Here is an 11,934-nt window from a genome sequence, read left to right on the forward strand (position 1 = left end):
CGTCAGACCCTCGTCTCGTGCTGCAGTTCGGCGACCGTGTCCGCGTTCTTGTCCTTGCCGTGCCCCAGTCCCACGTGGGCCTCGTCGCGCATGCGGTCGACCATGTGCGGGTAGTGCAGCTCGAACGCCGGACGCTCCGAACGGATCCGGGGCAGCTCGGTGAAGTTGTGGCGCGGCGGCGGGCAGGTGGTGGCCCACTCGAGCGAGTTGCCGTAGCCCCACGGGTCGTCGACGGTGACTATCTGCCCGTAGCGGTAGCTCTTGAAGACGTTCCACAGGAACGGCAGCGTCGAGGCACCGAGGATGAACGAGCCGACCGTCGAGATCGTGTTCAGCGTGGTGAAGCCGTCGGTGGGCAGGTAGTCCGCGTAGCGACGCGGCATGCCCGACGCACCGAGCCAGTGCTGGACCAGGAAGGTGAGGTGAAAGCCGACCAGCGTGGTCCAGAAGTGCCACTTCGCGAGGCGCTCGTCCATCATGCGGCCGGTCATCTTCGGGAACCAGAAGTAGATGCCGGCATAGGTCGCGAACACGATGGTGCCGAAGAGCACGTAGTGGAAGTGCGCGACGACGAAATACGTGTCGGTGACGTGGAAGTCGAGCGGCGGGCTCGCCAGCAGGACGCCCGACAGGCCGCCGAAGAGGAAGGTCACGAGGAAGCCGACCGAGAACAGCATCGGCGACTCGAACGTGAGCTGTCCACGCCACATGGTGCCGATCCAGTTGAAGAACTTCACACCGGTCGGGACAGCGATGAGGAACGTCATGAAGGAGAAGAACGGCAGCAGCACCGCACCGGTGGCGTACATGTGGTGCGCCCACACCGCGATCGACAGGGCCGCGATGCCCATGGTCGCGTACACCAGGCCGCTGTAACCGAAGATCGGCTTACGCGAGAAGACCGGGAAGATCTCCGAGACGATGCCGAAGAACGGCAGCGCGATCACGTACACCTCGGGGTGACCGAAGAACCAGAACAGGTGCTGCCACAACATCACTCCGCCGGTCGCCGGGTCGAACAGGTGCGCACCGAGGTGACGATCCACCCACAGACCGATCAGCGCGGCAGCGAGCAGCGGGAACACCAGCAGGATCAGCAGCGACGTGATGAGGATGTTCCACGTGAAGATCGGCATCCGGAACATGGTCATACCGGGGGCACGCAGGCACACGATGGTGGTGATGAAGTTGACGCCACCGAGGATGGTGCCGACACCACCGAGCGCCAATCCGATGATCCACAGGTCCGCGCCGACCCCCGGTGTGTGCACCGCATTCGACAGCGGCACGTAGGCCGTCCAGCCGAAGTCGGCGGCACCACCCGGGGTGATGAAACCGGCCGTCGCGATCAGGCCACCGAACAGGTAGAACCAGTAGCTCAGCGCGTTCAGGCGCGGGAAGCTGACATCCGGCGCGCCGATCTGCAGCGGAACGATGTAGTTGGCGAAGCCGAACACGACCGGGGTCGCGTACAGCAGCAGCATGATCGTGCCGTGCATCGTGAACAGCTGGTTGAACTGCTCGTTCGACAGGAACTGCAGACCCGGGATCGCCAACTCGCTCCGCATCAGCAGCGCCATGAGGCCACCGATGAGGAAGAACGCGAACGCGGTGACGAGGTACATGATCCCGAGCACCTTGGGATCGGTGGTCGTGATCATCTTGTAGATGAACGACCCCTTGGAACCTGTTGCCGCACGACCTGCCGTCGTCGGCCGCGACGGTGTCAGCGTGCGTGGTGGAGCTGTGTCGATCTCGGGGTTGGCAACCATACCGGACATAGTCGGACGTCCGAGGGTTCCGCCACGAGGGTCGAAGGTCCCGACAGTTCCCGCCGACGGACACCGATCTTCCCGATTCAGGTCAACGCGATCGCCTTCCGTGCAATCGCGAGCTCCTCGTTGGTGGGAACGACGAGCACCTCGACCGAGGAACCCTCTGTGCTGATGCGGCGCTCGCCCCGATCGGGCGACTGGTTGAGGGTCTCGTCGACCACGATACCGAGACGGTCGAGACCCGCAAGGGCGTCGCGCCGGACGTCGACGTTGTTCTCCCCCACCCCACCGGTGAACGTGATGACGTCGACGCCGCCGAGTTCGACGAGGTACGCGCCGATGTAGCGGCGCAGCCGGTGCACGTACACGTCGTAGGCGAGCTTCGCGGCCCCGTCCCCGTCGGCGACGAGCCCCAGCAACGCGCGAAAGTCGTTCACACCGCACAGGCCCTTGAGCCCCGAGTGCCGGTTGAGCAGGTCGTCGATCTCGTCCACCTTCATCCCGGCGTTGCGGGCCAGATGCAGGATGACGCCGGGATCCAGGTCGCCGCTGCGGGTGCCCATCACCAGACCCTCGAGCGGTGTCATGCCCATCGACGTGTCGATCGCACGCCCTCCGCGGATCGCGGACGCCGACGCCCCGTTGCCGAGGTGCAGGACGATCTGGTTCAGCTCCGCGTCGTCGCGGCCGACGAACGCCGCCGCCCGCCCGCTCACGTACTCGTGCGAGGTTCCGTGGAACCCGTAGCGCCTCACTCGATTCGCGCGCGCCACCTCCGCGTCGATCGCATACGTCGCGGCCGCGTCGGGCAGCGTGTGGAAGAACGCGGTATCGAACACCGCGACGTGCGGGACGTCCGGCAACAGCTTGCGCGCCACCTCGATCCCGACCACGTTCGGCGGATTGTGCAGCGGCGCGAGGGGCGACAGCCGCCGCAACTCCTTCAGAACCGCGTCGTCGATCAGGACGGGCTCGTGGAACACCGCGCCGCCGTGGACCACCCGGTGACCGACGGCGACGATGCCGCGCTCGCGCAGCGGCGGGCCGGTCTCGGCGATCACCTCTTCGGCAGCGCGCAGGCCCGCCGCATGATCTGGAATGTAGAGCACGCGTTCGATCACGCCGCCCGGGTGGCGGTAGACGATCCGTCCCACCGGCTCCCCGATCCGCTCCACCAGACCCGAGCCCACAGCATCACCCGCCACCGGGTGGACCAGTTGGAACTTGATCGACGACGACCCCGAATTGATCACCAGCACAATACGTTCGGTCACGACGACACCCCCTGCGCCTGGATCGCCGTGATCGCGACGGTGTTGACGATGTCCTGGACCAGCGCGCCGCGGGACAGATCGTTCACCGGCTTGTTCAGACCCTGCAGGACCGGCCCCACCGCGACGGCGCCCGCGCTGCGTTGCACCGCCTTGTACGTGTTGTTGCCGGTGTTGAGGTCCGGGAAGACGAACACCGTGGCCCGGCCCGCCACCGCCGAACCGGGCAGCTTCGCGCTCGCGACCGTGGGCTCCACCGCGGCGTCGTACTGAATGGGGCCTTCCACCGGCAGGTCGGGGCGCCGCTCGCGCACTAGGGCGGTCGCGGTACGCACCTTGTCCACGCCGATGCCCGTACCGGATTCTCCCGTCGAATACGACAGCATCGCGACGCGCGACTCGATCCCGAATCGGGCGGCCGTGTCGGCCGACGAGATCGCGATGTCGGCCAGCTGCTCGGCTGTCGGATCCGGCACCACCGCGCAGTCCCCGTACGCCAGGACCCGGTCCGACAGGCACATCAGGAACACGCTCGACACAGTCGACACCCCTGGCTGGGTCTTGATGATCTCGAGCGACGGCCGAATCGTGTGCGCCGTCGTGTGCGCCGCACCGGACACCATCCCGTCGGCAATCCCCTTGTGCACCATCATCGTTCCGAAGTACGAGATGTCGGCCATGATCTCCCGGGCCCGTTCGATCGTCATGCCGCGGTGCGCCCGCAGCCGGGCGTACTCGGCCGCGAACGCGGAGACGTACTCGGACGTGTGCGGGTCCAGGACGGTGGCCGACGACAGGTCCACACCCAGCTCGGCGGCCCGCCCACGCACCTTCGCCTCGTCACCGAGGATCGTCAGATCCACCACCTGCCGGCGCAGCAGCCTGCCCGCGGCGCGCAGGATCCGATCGTCGTCGCCCTCGGGCAGAACGATGCGCTTGCGGTCGGCACGAGCGCGGTCGATCAACTGGTACTCGAACATCTGCGGGGTCATCACCGACGGGATCTCGAGCTTCAGGAGATCCGTCAGGGTCCGCGAGTCCACCCGCCGCTCCATCAGGCTCAGTGCGGTGTCGACCTTGCGCAGCGAGGCGACCCCGACCCGGCCGCGGGTCTGCGCCGCGGTGCTCGCGGTGTCGAACGTGCCCATCGCGGTGGTGAGGATCGGCAGCCGTGGGTTCAGTCCGTCGATCAGCTTCGCCACGGCGGGATGCGGCGCGATCCCGCCGTTCATGATGATTCCGGCCAGCGACGGAAACCCCTGTGCATCATGGGCATTGACGAGAGCGAGCAGCACGTCGGACCTGTCGCCCGGCGCGATGACGACGGTGCCCTCGGACAGCCGCTCGAGGATGTGCTCGGCAGTCATGCCGCCTACCATCACCCGCAGCGCCTCACGCTGTAGGAGCGCGGTGTCACCGCTGTACAGCTCGCCGTCGATGGCGTCGAGCAGTTCGGCCATCGTCGGGGCGACCAGCAGCGGAATCTCCGGCAGGCTCCACACCGGCACCCCGGCCGCGTCCGGCGCGGCCGCGTACTCCTCGAGCCGATCGGGATCGCAGCGGTTGACGACTATCGCGACGAGATGCGCGTGCTGGGTCGCCAGCTCGGCGGTGCACAGGTTCGCGAGCTGCGCCACCTCGTGCGGCGTGCGGCGGGCCCCGCGCAACGTCAGCAGCACCGGCGCCTCGAGGTTGGCCGCGATCCGCGCGTTGTAGCCGAGCTCGCTGGGGCTCGCGACGTCGGTGTAGTCGCTGCCGACGATCACGACTGCGTCGCACTGCTCGGCCACCTGGTGGTAGCGGGAGACGATCTCACTGAGGGCGCCGTCCGGGTCGGCGTGCACCTGCTCGTACGTCACGCCCAGGCACTGCTCGTAGCTCAGGTCCGCGGTGGTGTGCTCGACGAGCAGTTCGTGAATGTGGTCGGTCTCGTCGGTGCCGCGCGCGATCGGCCGGAACACCCCCACTCGCGCAGTGGACGCGCACAGCATGTGCAGCACACCCAACGCGACCGTGGACTTCCCGGTATCGCCCTCCGGCGAGGCAATGTAGACGCTCGACACGGTGCCCGAATCAGCCATGAGCGACAGCCTAGTGACGATCGCGCATAATCGGCGCCCATGAGCGAATCGTCATTCCCGGACGTCCGGTGGGGTTCGGAGAACAGCATCCTGCGCGGGCCGGGCACCGCGTTCGCGGCGACCGGGCTGGGGTCGTGGACCATCCGCCGGCTCGCCGGGGTGGACCGTCGACTGCTCCTGCGCAGCAAGGGCCGCTACACGATCCTCGGCCCCATCGGCGCGCCGACGGTCCTGCTCAACACGGTCGGGCGCAAGTCCGGGCAGCGCCGCACCAGCCCGCTGCTGTACATCCGTGACGGCGACCGTCTGGTGGTCGTGGGCAGCAACTTCGGGCAGGCGCACCACCCGGCGTGGACGTCGAACCTGCTCGCGCAGCCCGAGGCGAGCGTGACGATGGCCGGACGCGACATCCCCGTCCTCGCGGAGCAGGTCGACGGCGAGGAGAAGGACCGGCTGTACAAGCAGTTCGTCGAACTGGCCGGCGCGTACGCCGTCTACCAGGGCCGCACCGACCGGAACCTGCGGATGTTCGCCCTCACCCGCCGCTGACCGTCCCCGCCCCTGTGGCCGAATGTCACATGCGTTCAGTTGGACTGGACGTATGTGACATTCGGCCAGCGGGGGTCAGACCACGGAGGGGCGGTCGATGTCGGACACGTCGGCGCCCGCCGATTCGAGTCGTGTGAACAGCTCGTCGGCGCCCAACCGGGAGGCGAACTGCAACTCGGCGTCGGTGATCGGCACCGCCTGCAACCATGTGGTCACATCCTCGTCTCGTTCGACGAGGATCTCGAGCGCAGACCAGATGAACGGGACGACGAGCAGCACGTGCCGGGTGGAACGGTCCGGATCCGCTGCGTGAACGGCGTTGGGAACGATGGTGTTCGGGGTGACGTGCAGGGATCCGGACGCGATCTGGAACGCGCACTGGGCGAGGACGTCGGACAGGAGCCGATAGTCGGCGCGTCCGACGGTGATCAGCTCGGTGCGAATCGGGCGGCCGTCCCCGGTGGTGACGTTCGTCGGGAACCGCTCCATGTCGAGAGTCGCGTAGGACGCGTAGCCCGGGGCGGGGCATCCGTCGCCGACCGCGATCGACACCTCGGGCGGTTCCTCGCCGTCTCCGTCCGGATCGACCGCCGCCCGGAACCGCAACACCTGCGGCGGCACGCCGAATACGTCACCGATTCGGCGTGCCGCGGCCCGGACTTCCTCGCTGGCTTCCATGGGAACGAGCCTAGATGCCGGTCCCGAGCGAACCGGCGTCGGCGCCCGTCAGGCCAGGGCGCGCAGGCGCGGGGCGAGGTCGCGCTCGAAGAGGTCCAGGAACCGCTTCTGGTCGTGACCGGGCGCGTGGAACACCAGGTGGTTGAGGCCCGCGTCGATGTACGGCTTGATCTGCGCGACGGCCTCGTCCGGATCCGACGCCACGATCCACCGCTTGGCGACCTGCTCGATGGGCAGCGCGTCGGCGGCCGCCTCCATCTCGATCGGATCGTCGATGGAGTGCTTCTGCTCCGCCGTCAGCGACAGCGGCGCCCAGAACCGGGTGTTCTCGAGCGCGGCGTCGGCGTCGGTGTCGTACGAGATCTTGATCTCGATCATCCGGTCGATGTCCGCGAAGTTGCGGGCCGCCTTCTCGGCCCCCTCCTTGACGGCGGGGATCAGCTTCTCGGTATATAGGTCCATGCCCTTGCCGGACGTGCAGATGAAGCCGTCGCCGGCGCGGCCCGCGTAGCGCGCCACGACGGGGCCACCGGCCGCCACGTACACCGGGATGCCGCCCTCGGGAACGTCGTAGATCGAGGCGCCCTTGGTGCTGTAGTACTCGCCCTCGAAGTCGACCCGGTCGCCGGTCCACAGGTCGCGCATCAGCTGCACCGACTCGCGCAGGCGCGCGAAACGCTCCTTGAACTCGGGCCATTCGCCCTTGAAACCGGTCGCGATCTCGTTGAGCGCCTCACCGGTGCCGACACCGAGCATGACGCGCCCCGGGTACAGGCAGCCCATCGTCGCGAACGCCTGCGCGACGACCGCCGGGTTGTAGCGGAACGTCGGCGTCATCACCGAGGTGCCGAGCTGCAGGCGCTGGGTGCGCTCGCCGACCGCCGTCATCCAGGCGATCGAGAACGGTGCGTGGCCACCGTTGTGCCGCCACGGCTGGAAGTGGTCGCTGACGGTGACACTGTCGAGGCCGTGTTCCTCGGCCATCACGCCCAGTTCCACCAGGTCACGCGGTCCGAACTGCTCCGCGGACGCCTTCAAACCCAACTTCAGTCCCTGTACCACCGGTTCTCCGATCGTCTACCTGATTCGATTGGGTTCGAGTATGCCCCGACCACTGGGCGCGGAGTAACCCCCGTCTCAGTCGCGCAGGGCGCCGTGCTCGACGATCGTGGGGTCGGCGCGCCAGTCGTAGACCACCGACGTCCGCAGCGCGATGTCCTGCAGCGAGCGGCGCCGCGGGTCGACGGCCACCCAGAGCAGCCCGAACCCGAACAGCACACACAGCACCGCACGCGCGGCGCACCGCGGCCACCGCACGAGGCGACCGTCGCGGCTGACCATCCGCAAACCCATCGCGACGGCACCGACCGTCCGGCCGCTGGTGGCCCAGCACGCCGTCAGATACAGGACCGACAGTGTCAGAAACGTCGTCACCGACAGGATCGCCCGGACCTGCGGGAAGTGAAAGTCCTGCGGCGAGAACAACAACCGCGCGAACATCAGAGCCAGATAGACGCCGACCAGCATGAACAGCACGATGCCGATGTCGATCACCGCCGCCAGACCGCGGGTGACAATACCGGCCGGACGATGTGGCGGGTCCGCGCGGACGGTGCCGGTCACCGATCACCACCGGTGCCGGGATCCTGCGCATCCGACTCGCCCCGGCCGAACAGTCGGCCGACGAAGCCCGCGACCGCGTCGTCCGCCTGCATGCCCTGACTGCGCGCACCGCGGACCGCCTCGGTGGACATCGACCCCGTCGACTCGCGGATGATCCGCGGCAGGTCGACGCCGTCGATCACGCTGTTGGACAGATCCACCAGATCGACCCGTTCGATCACCGCGTCCACGTCCACCTTCGCGGCGATTGCATCCACGTCCACCCGCGCCGCGATCGCATCCACGTCCACCCGGTCGATGATCCGGTCGATGTCGACGCGCGCGGCGACGTCGTCGACGTCGACCCGGTCCAGAATCGGCGCGATGTCCACCCGCGCCGCGATGGCGTCGACATCCACGCGGTCGACGATCCGTTCGATGTCGATGCCTTCCGCGATGGTGTCGAGGTCGACGTGGTCGCGGACGACGGCCGTGATGTCCACCTCCGCCAGCGCGGCCGCCACCACTCGGCGCAGCACGACCCGCAGCACGCGGTCGGAGAGCTCGTCCGCCGCCCGCAGCGTCTCGGCGCCACGCGACTCGAGCACGGCCAGACCGGCCTCCAACCCGGGCACGCGGCGCGCGAGATCCAGCGTGGTGCCCGCCGCGAAGCGCAGAGCGTCGCCGAGGAATGCGACGGATCCGGCCACGACGCGGACCGGATCGGGAGTTCGGTTGCCGTCCATACCGAACATCCAAGACCGATCGGGCGGAAAATGCACGCTCCCGGGTCCGACGCCGTCCGGAAGCGCCACCCCGGCACGACTCCCGCGGATATGCTGGCGTGAGCTTCATTCAGCCAGAATGCAATTCAGGCCGATTCGGCCGGAGGTGCGCGATGAGAAGCTCTGGGGCGAGCGTCGGTGCACGGCACTGGTTCCTCCACTCGATCACTCTCGTCGGGGTGCTGGTGGTCTCCCTGCTCGGCGGGGCGCTCACCGCGCGGGCCGCTCCGTCGGGCGTCGCGTACGTGGCGGGGACGGTCCAGGTGAGCGACCGCGTCACCCGCATCTCGGTGTACTCGCCGTCGATGGACCGAGTGGTCTCGAGCGACGTCATCCATCCCGTCGGTGGCGGGCCGGCACCCACGTTCTACCTGCTCACGGGCATCACCGGCGGCGAGGACGGCGTCTCCTGGTACAACAACACCGACGTGACGCAGTTCTTCGCGGACAAGCACGTCAACGTGGTGCTGCCGGTGGGCGGCAAGTTCTCCATGTACACCGACTGGGCCGACGACGATCCGGTGCTGGGCCGCAACAAGTGGCAGACCTTCCTCACCCGGGAACTGCCGCCGGTGATCGATCGTCAGTTCGGGACCACCGGCGTCAACGCCCTCGGCGGGGTGTCGATGGCAGCCGGCCCGGTGCTCGACCTCGCGATCCAGGCACCCGACGTCTACCGCGCCGTCGGCTCGTACAGCGGGTGCGCGGGAACCAGCGACTTCAACGGGCAGGCGATGGTCCGCTCCATGGTCGAACTGCGTGGCGGCGGCAATGTCAACAACATGTGGGGTCCCGGCGGCGGGCCGCAGTGGATCGAGCACGACCCGGTGGTGCAGGCAGAAAGGTTGCGCGGCAAGGTGTTGTACCTGTCCGCCGCGTCCGGTATGCCCGGCGCCATCGACCGCCTCGACCCGCTGATCGCCATCCCGCAGGGCGTTGTGGGCGGTCTGCTGGAGTCGGTCACGAAGCGATGCACGGTCGTGATGGACGCCCGCCTGCGGTCGCTCGGGATCCCCGCGACCGTCGTCTACCGGGACGTGGGCAGCCACACCTGGGGTGTGTTCGAGGCCGAGATGCAGGACTCGTGGGCGGTGCTCGGACCGGCGATCGGGGCATGACGGATACTGGTGGTGTGAGTACCGACGAGCGGAACCCCGGTTGGACCTATCTCATGGACATGGACGGCGTGCTCGTCCACGAGGAACACATGATTCCCGGCGCCGACGCCTTCCTCGCCGAACTGCAGGAGGCGGGAACGCCGTTCATCGTCCTGACCAACAACTCGATCCGGACGCCGCGGGATCTGCGGGCACGCCTGCTGCGCAGCGGCCTGGACATCCCGGAGAAGTCGATCTGGACCTCCGCGCTGGCCACCGCGACGTTCCTGAAGAACCAGCGTCCCGGCGGAAGTGCTTACGTGGTGGGCGAATCCGGCCTCACGACGGCGCTGCACGAGATCGGCTACGTGCTCACCGACAACGACCCGGACTACGTGGTGCTCGGTGAGACCCGCACGTACTCGTTCGAGGCGATCACCACCGCGATCCGCCTCGTCGAGCGCGGCGCGCGGTTCATCGCCACCAACCCGGACGCCACCGGCCCGTCCCGCGACGGGTCGCTGCCGGCGACCGGTTCGGTCGCGGCCCTGATCACCCGCGCGACCGGCCGTGAGCCGTACTACGTGGGCAAGCCGAATCCACTGATGATGCGGTCGGCGCTGCGCGCGATCGGGGCGCACTCGGAGAACACGCTGATGATCGGCGACCGGATGGACACCGACGTCGTGTCCGGGCTCGAGGCCGGGCTGCAGACCATCCTGGTGCTCACCGGAATCTCCACCCGCGCAACCGTCGAGACGTTCCCGTACCGTCCGACACTCGTCCTCGAATCCGTGGCCGATCTGGTGGGGCGAACCGCGAACCCGTTCTGAAAGAGAATGTTTCACGCGATCGAGGCGTACGCGGCCTCGATCAGCCGGTACGCGCGACGGTCACCGGCGAAGTAGTCGCGCTTGAGGTTCGGCACGAACGCGACCGTCAGTCCGTGGTCGGGGTCGCCGAGGCCGACGGCCCCGCCCGCGCCCGGGTGACCGAACGCGGTGTCACGGGCCACCTCGGGTAGCTCGAAACTCTGCGCCGGACGCATGAAGCCGAGGCCGTACGCGCTGTCGGTGAGCAGCACCCGGTCCGGGCCGCGGACCCGTTCGCGCAGCGCGTCGTCCAGCGTCTCATGGCTCAACGACACGCCGTGCACGAGGTCGCGATAGAACCGGGCCAGCGCGCGGGCCGTCGTCACCATCCCGGCGGCCGGCCATCCGCCGCCGAGCACTGCCGGATCGTTGTACGACGCAACCGGATTCGTGGTGGCCCGGAAGATCGGCGAGCCGGGCTCGGCGTAGGCCGAGTCGATCCGTGTCTGTGTCGCGACGTCCGTCAGCGGCGACGACGGCTCCCCGCGGCGCGGGACGCTGATCCGGGCCGAGCGGGCGATCGTCCCCGCCGGCGCCCCGATCCACAGGTCGGTGCCGAACTCCTCGTGGACGAACTGTCCCACCGTCTTCCCGGTGTGCCGCCGGACCAGTTCGCCGACCAGCCACCCGAAGGTCAGGGCGTGGTAGCCGTGATCGGTGCCGGGTTCCCACTCCGGGGCCTGCCGTGCGAGCCGCTCCGCCATCGCCGCCGGGTCGGCCGCCTGTGCCACCGACACCTGTTCGTCGAACGCCGGCAGTCCGGCCTGGTGTGTGAGCAGATGTTCGACGGTGACGCCGCCCTTGCCGTTCTGCGCGAACTCCGGCCACCACTGCGCGACCGGCGCGTCCACCGTCACGTAACCGCGTTCGGCGAGCAGCAGCGCCGCCGCCGCGGTCACGGCCTTGGTGCAGGAGAACACCACGCACGGGGTGTCCCAGGCCCACGCCCGTCCGGTGCGCCGGTCCGCCACGCCGCCCCACAGGTCCACCACGGGTCGGCCGTCGGCGTAGACGGCGACCGCGGCACCCAGGTTCGTGCCGTCCGCGAAGCTGTCCTCGAAGACATCGCGGACAGCCGAGAACGCCGAATCACATTGACCCTGTACCGATGTCATGAACACCTCGAACCGGACACCCCCGCCGCGGCCCCACCTGACAGCCTAGGCCGCCGCCGACTCCCGCAGGAATGATTCGGCGTCAGCACCCATTCCTCGAGCGCCGGCG

11 protein-coding genes are annotated in these 11,934 nt (G+C 68.4%); 3 read left to right on the forward strand and 8 right to left on the reverse strand.

The window, feature by feature from the left end; translation table 11 throughout:
- Window positions 1–2: 2 nt before the first annotated feature.
- From ctaD to pta, 3 genes are all read right to left on the reverse strand, one after another.
- Complete coding sequence (gene ctaD / locus HUN07_RS22280; protein WP_114721829.1) at window positions 3–1,772, reverse strand: aa3-type cytochrome oxidase subunit I; 1,770 nt, start codon at window positions 1,770–1,772, stop codon at window positions 3–5.
- 86 nt (window positions 1,773–1,858) lie between these two features.
- A complete protein-coding gene (locus HUN07_RS22285; RefSeq protein WP_174912878.1) occupies window positions 1,859–3,049 on the reverse strand; it encodes an acetate kinase in 1,191 nt (396 codons plus the stop codon).
- On the reverse strand, window positions 3,046–5,127 hold the full coding sequence (gene pta, locus HUN07_RS22290) for a phosphate acetyltransferase (protein ID WP_114721712.1): 2,082 nt from the start codon (window positions 5,125–5,127) through the stop codon (window positions 3,046–3,048). Before pta ends, HUN07_RS22285 begins: the two co-directional genes overlap by 4 nt.
- A 39-nt stretch (window positions 5,128–5,166) precedes the next feature.
- Here pta and HUN07_RS22295 point away from each other — a divergent pair, with 39 nt between their 5' ends.
- Window positions 5,167–5,676, forward strand: a complete 510-nt coding sequence (locus tag HUN07_RS22295) for a nitroreductase/quinone reductase family protein (protein ID WP_114721710.1) — start codon at window positions 5,167–5,169, stop codon at window positions 5,674–5,676.
- 75 nt (window positions 5,677–5,751) lie between these two features.
- On the opposite strand, the gene HUN07_RS22300 is transcribed toward HUN07_RS22295, so the two are convergent.
- The 4 genes from HUN07_RS22300 to HUN07_RS22315 all read right to left on the reverse strand — a co-directional run bounded on the left by HUN07_RS22300 (window position 5,752) and on the right by HUN07_RS22315 (window position 8,702).
- Window positions 5,752–6,354, reverse strand: coding sequence for a suppressor of fused domain protein (locus tag HUN07_RS22300; RefSeq protein WP_174912881.1), 603 nt, complete (start codon window positions 6,352–6,354; stop codon window positions 5,752–5,754).
- 48 nt (window positions 6,355–6,402) lie between these two features.
- Window positions 6,403–7,416, reverse strand: coding sequence for a glucose-6-phosphate dehydrogenase (coenzyme-F420) (fgd, locus tag HUN07_RS22305; RefSeq protein ID WP_114721706.1), 1,014 nt, complete (start codon window positions 7,414–7,416; stop codon window positions 6,403–6,405).
- Between the two features lie 75 nt (window positions 7,417–7,491).
- Complete coding sequence (locus HUN07_RS22310; protein WP_174912884.1) at window positions 7,492–7,977, reverse strand: RDD family protein; 486 nt, start codon at window positions 7,975–7,977, stop codon at window positions 7,492–7,494.
- Window positions 7,974–8,702 carry a hypothetical protein gene (locus HUN07_RS22315; protein ID WP_174912887.1) on the reverse strand — a complete coding sequence of 243 codons (729 nt, stop codon included), beginning with the start codon at window positions 8,700–8,702 and terminating at the stop codon, window positions 7,974–7,976. The genes HUN07_RS22310 and HUN07_RS22315 overlap by 4 nt, the downstream gene beginning before the upstream one ends.
- Window positions 8,703–8,854: 152 nt before the next feature.
- Here HUN07_RS22315 and HUN07_RS22320 point away from each other — a divergent pair, with 152 nt between their 5' ends.
- Entirely contained in the window at window positions 8,855–9,859 is a 1,005-nt protein-coding gene (locus tag HUN07_RS22320; RefSeq protein WP_174912890.1) for an alpha/beta hydrolase, read from the forward strand.
- Window positions 9,856–10,671: an HAD-IIA family hydrolase gene (locus HUN07_RS22325; protein ID WP_114721828.1), complete on the forward strand. Its 816-nt coding sequence runs from the start codon at window positions 9,856–9,858 to the stop codon at window positions 10,669–10,671. The genes HUN07_RS22320 and HUN07_RS22325 overlap by 4 nt, the downstream gene beginning before the upstream one ends.
- Window positions 10,672–10,682: 11 nt before the next feature.
- Here the strand turns inward: HUN07_RS22325 and HUN07_RS22330 are convergent, their stop codons facing one another.
- On the reverse strand, window positions 10,683–11,825 hold the full coding sequence (locus HUN07_RS22330; RefSeq protein WP_174912895.1) for a serine hydrolase domain-containing protein: 1,143 nt from the start codon (window positions 11,823–11,825) through the stop codon (window positions 10,683–10,685).
- Window positions 11,826–11,934: the final 109 nt, after the last annotated feature.

The organism is Rhodococcus sp. W8901, assembly GCF_013348805.1.
In the GTDB taxonomy this organism is placed as follows: Bacteria; Actinomycetota; Actinomycetes; order Mycobacteriales; family Mycobacteriaceae; genus Prescottella.

Bases quoted from the DNA above. Each gene is read 5' to 3' on its own strand.
- ctaD (WP_114721829.1), bottom strand. From the start codon at position 1,772: ATGGTTGCCAACCCCGAGATCGACACAGCTCCACCACGCACGCTGACA.
- pta (WP_114721712.1), bottom strand. From the start codon at position 5,127: ATGGCTGATTCGGGCACCGTGTCGAGCGTCTACATTGCCTCGCCGGAG.
- HUN07_RS22295 (WP_114721710.1), top strand. From the start codon at position 5,167: ATGAGCGAATCGTCATTCCCGGACGTCCGGTGGGGTTCGGAGAACAGC.
- HUN07_RS22300 (WP_174912881.1), bottom strand. From the start codon at position 6,354: ATGGAAGCCAGCGAGGAAGTCCGGGCCGCGGCACGCCGAATCGGTGAC.
- HUN07_RS22315 (WP_174912887.1), bottom strand. From the start codon at position 8,702: ATGGACGGCAACCGAACTCCCGATCCGGTCCGCGTCGTGGCCGGATCC.
- HUN07_RS22320 (WP_174912890.1), top strand. From the start codon at position 8,855: ATGAGAAGCTCTGGGGCGAGCGTCGGTGCACGGCACTGGTTCCTCCAC.
- HUN07_RS22325 (WP_114721828.1), top strand. From the start codon at position 9,856: ATGACGGATACTGGTGGTGTGAGTACCGACGAGCGGAACCCCGGTTGG.
- HUN07_RS22330 (WP_174912895.1), bottom strand. From the start codon at position 11,825: ATGACATCGGTACAGGGTCAATGTGATTCGGCGTTCTCGGCTGTCCGC.